Source organism: Chroococcidiopsis cubana SAG 39.79, assembly GCF_003991895.1.
GTDB lineage: Bacteria > Cyanobacteriota > Cyanobacteriia > Cyanobacteriales > Chroococcidiopsidaceae > Chroococcidiopsis > Chroococcidiopsis thermalis.
In genome coordinates this window covers 1-3,757 of record NZ_RSCK01000215.1, presented here as the reverse complement: position 1 = coordinate 3,757, position 3,757 = coordinate 1, and the positions used below count along the sequence as shown (strand labels likewise).

Sequence of the window (3,757 nt, the reverse complement as noted above, 5' to 3'; positions counted from 1 at the left end):
CAGCTATTTATGCTGTTATGACTCGAATTATGCTACGTCGCCTATCTGCTTAAAGGTTTACTTTATAAATAGGTTCTCAAGGGTCCTTTTCTCTGTCGAGCCGAAACACTTTACTTCCCGCGCCCGCTAAACTACGTAGGACAACAGCAGCTTGTCCCGACTCAATGGCTATCCGACAAGCATCCTTGCCAACAAATGATGTGGGATTGTAGCAAGCCCGTACCATTAGTTTTAGGGGAGCGAACGGAGCAAGATCCACATCAAACAAAAGGTCAACAGCAGCAATATCGACAATTTCTACCTCAATCTGTTGTCACTAAATTACTAAAGCAGCAGCAGCTAACTACAGAAGATTGGTTGTGTCGGAACGAAGAACGTTCCCACCCTTGGACGCTCGAAACTAGATCCCATAATTCTCTAGCTCCAGGCACGCGGCAAGTCAAAGATGCCGATGGATATTTTGTTGAGACGGCAATTCGGCTCGATCGCGGCTGGAGTTTGGCGATCGCTGTCGATTCTCAGACACACGCACAACTTCAAACTCATGGCAATCCTGTCATCTTACGCTTAGGGGGTGAAGGTCATCGAGCAGTTTTGTCATCCTGTCCAGCTCTAGAACGCCAATGGCAGGAACTCACCACTCTTTCGCAACAAAACTTTCAAGAAACTGAAACCGCTCTGCAACAATCTCCTACCGCTGGAAGAGTTCTAGCATATCTAATTACACCTGGAGTCTTCGAGCGCAAACACGACGGCGGACAAGCAACTTGCAGGGCATATCCTTGGGAGTGGAAACTCGCTTATGCTACAAATCCCAATTACGTTCGCGGATCTTTGGTTAGCGTAGCTACAGAAAAGGCTTTGGCTATTAGCGGTCGTATCAGTTATACGCCATCAGATAAAACAACCCAGAGTATTCCAACTCCACAAGTGTTTGCTGCACCTGCTGGTAGTGTTTATTACTTGGAATGCCCAGCCATGCTATTTCAAGACCAATTAACCAAGGATGGACGACAAAATAAAGCTCATATTTGGCGGCAGCTAGGCTATTCTGAAATGCTTTGGATTCCCTTTAGTAAAGACCATGATTAATCCTTCAATCTATTTCTATCTCATTTCACCCCTACATACGGGCGGGACGACCCAAGAGGGAAACCTACTAGGCATTGCTCGCGAGTCTCACACCAACTTGCCTTACATTCCTTCTAGTACAATTCGCGGTCGATTGCGGGCAAATGTCAGTGGTGAAATGCGATCGCAACTCTTCGGCACGGATTTGAACGAGACTCAACAGTTAGTGCAAGGCGATGTCTGGATCGGGGATGCTTCGATTCTATGGTTGCCCGTGCCTTCCTTAAGTCATGGTGTTGTTTGGATTAGTTGCCCCCTACTGCTACAAAGATGGATGAGAGTAAATGGGGTTCAAGTAGCAACTCCACCTGAGTACAGTACAAATCTCGGTAATAATAAGCCTATTTATCTCAAAGATGCCATTCTTAAAGTTGATTGTCTGCATACTTGGGATGACTGGAAAACATTTGTACCCCAAGCCAACGAAACTAAGAGCATCACACGAGTATTGCTTCTACCAGACCAACACTGTGCCACATTAATTCAAATGAGCCTGTGGCGACAGGTCAAGGTAAAACTAGACGAACATAAAACAGTTGATGGGGGTTTTCGTTACGAAGAGGCAATTCCACCCGATACCTTGATGTATCTTCCTTGGGGGATGACATCTCAAGCAAATGGCAGAGGCGATCGCTCCTACGCCGACTTTTGCAACCTTCTAAATGCAAATTCAATTTTGCAAATTGGCGGACAAGAAAGCTTGGGTAGAGGTTTTGTACAGCAATGGCTGGGTTCTAAGTAGGGAGAAGGGCAGGGCAAACGCATCTAAATTCGCGCCTAGAATATTCGTCGTGTTTTCAACTTCACCAGACCTTATGCCTACACTGGTTCTTCTCAATAAAATAGAGATTGTTGCAAATGATTTCAACCCATTTTCTTCTCAATAAGCTTTAGTTTATTGCAATTAATGTCAATAAGCTTAGAATTTTCTACCTTATTGACATGATGCGTTTGCCCTAGGGAGAAGGGCAAATATGAGTTTCGATCCGCGTACTATTGGCAAACCAGTTTACGAAGCTTTAGACAAGTTGAAAACATCTTGTCAAGATGAAAACCGTCTCAAAGAACAAAAAAATCAAGCAGTTGAGCTTTACACTTACCTATCTACTTGGGGCATGATGCGACTTAAAGCAGAAGAAAAAGCTTTAAGTCAGGAAGGTAAGAAACAAGTGGTTAAGAAGTACTTCGAGTGCTTGCAAAATATCACAGGGATTGCCGATTTAGTTGGCGATCGAGGACTAGAACAACTAAAAAATCTCAGCACCGACGAATATTTAGGGCTAACGGGTTTGGGATTGGCGATCGCACAAGAGTTTAGTTTCTGGGCAACAGCTGTCTATCACGACATTTCTGAAGGAGATTAAAAATGGTATTCGAGCGCCCCAGACCGCGACAAAATCCACCATCTCAAGCTCCTCAAGCTCCTCAATCTCCAAATCCTCCTCGTAGGGATCAAAATCAGCCAAGGAGAGTCATAACTGTTGGTGATGGTAACAATTCTGGTGGTAGCAACAAAGGAAACGGTGGCGGTGGTGGCAATAGCAACAACCAACCGCCCTCACCCTGGTTATTTGATGCTTCACCATCTCCAGATCCAACTGCCAGTTTTGTGGAATATCTGCGGTGGATGCGATCGCCCGACAATCCAGCCAAAGACCCCACCAAAGTACAAATTCTCCAAATGGCGGAGCAGAATGCTAACTACCGCGATCGCCTAACTCAATTATCAGATCGAACGAAACTGATTGCTGGGGAAGGGAATTATTTTCAAGTTAAATGTCCTTGGCGGATTCGCGTTGGCGGACATCGGGGACCAGAAAGCATTCTCTTACCTGCCTTTGATGCTCTGGGAATGCCTTACATTCCTTCTAGTACCCTGCGTGGGGTTGCCAGAACTGAAGCAATTCGTCAGTTTATGGCGGAAGAAAACATCAAATGGAAACAGGCAGAGCAAAAGGTTGCTCCCTTTTTTGGCTCTCTAGAAGCAGTGGATGGCGATCGCACTGGTGCAGTTATTTTTTTAGATGCCTATCCTTTACCTATTGGCTCAACGCGATCGGGCGGTCTAGCCGTTGACATAGCCAATAATATTTGGAACTGGGATGGTGAAGCACTCGACTACTCGCCTAATACTACAGTTGTAGATAGCTGAGCGATTGGGAAAGGCGACGTTTGTAATGATAAAACTTAGCAATCGCTTGATGTCGCCGCCGCCAATAAGACCAATGGAGCTAGCGAGCTAGCGCCCAATCGAGAATATAAGTAGTAGAGGGAATCCACTGCCAAAATAGCCGCCACAAGAGACGGCGAACTTCAGGAACACTCAAGGGCAGCTCAGACCACGCTGGCGCTTGAATTCGTGTAGAGAGTCGTATTGAACTAGGGCTGCTTCTTTTTTAAAAAACTCTCGCGCTCCCGTAGCACGAGTCACTGTTAAAAAGGGCATGAGCAGCTAGGGCGAGGGTGATATGACGATACCACCCAGACCAAGAACGCACTTCATAATGGTCAAGCCCTACCTCACCTTTGGCGGTTTCAAAGCTAGTTTCGATGCGCCAACCACAATACCACCATAAATATCTGGATTGGAATTTTGATGTGGCATAAGTCGTAGCCCTGGAGATTT

At 45.8% G+C, this 3,757-nt stretch carries 2 protein-coding genes and 3 pseudogenes; 4 read left to right on the top strand and 1 reads right to left on the bottom strand.

The genetic code is table 11. The features are described from left to right. Positions 1 to 90: 90 nt before the first annotated feature. The 4 genes and pseudogenes from DSM107010_RS37245 to DSM107010_RS37230 all read left to right on the top strand — a co-directional run. Positions 91 to 1,092, top strand: a pseudogene (locus tag DSM107010_RS37245) (type III-B CRISPR module-associated Cmr3 family protein); the annotation flags it as partial. After that, positions 1,085 to 1,873, top strand: a complete 789-nt coding sequence (gene cmr4 / locus DSM107010_RS37240) for a type III-B CRISPR module RAMP protein Cmr4 (RefSeq protein WP_106170737.1) — start codon at positions 1,085 to 1,087, stop codon at positions 1,871 to 1,873. The pseudogene DSM107010_RS37245 and the gene cmr4, both read left to right, overlap by 8 nt. 232 nt (positions 1,874 to 2,105) lie before the next feature. Continuing rightward, complete coding sequence (locus DSM107010_RS37235; protein ID WP_106170739.1) at positions 2,106 to 2,495, top strand: hypothetical protein; 390 nt, start codon at positions 2,106 to 2,108, stop codon at positions 2,493 to 2,495. Between the two features lie 2 nt (positions 2,496 to 2,497). Then, positions 2,498 to 3,262: pseudogene (locus tag DSM107010_RS37230) on the top strand (RAMP superfamily CRISPR-associated protein); the annotation flags it as partial. A gap of 192 nt (positions 3,263 to 3,454) precedes the next feature. Here DSM107010_RS37230 and DSM107010_RS43475 read toward each other — a convergent pair. After that, positions 3,455 to 3,689 (bottom strand): annotated as a pseudogene (locus DSM107010_RS43475) (IS701 family transposase); the annotation flags it as partial. Between the last annotated feature and the right edge of the window lie 68 nt (positions 3,690 to 3,757).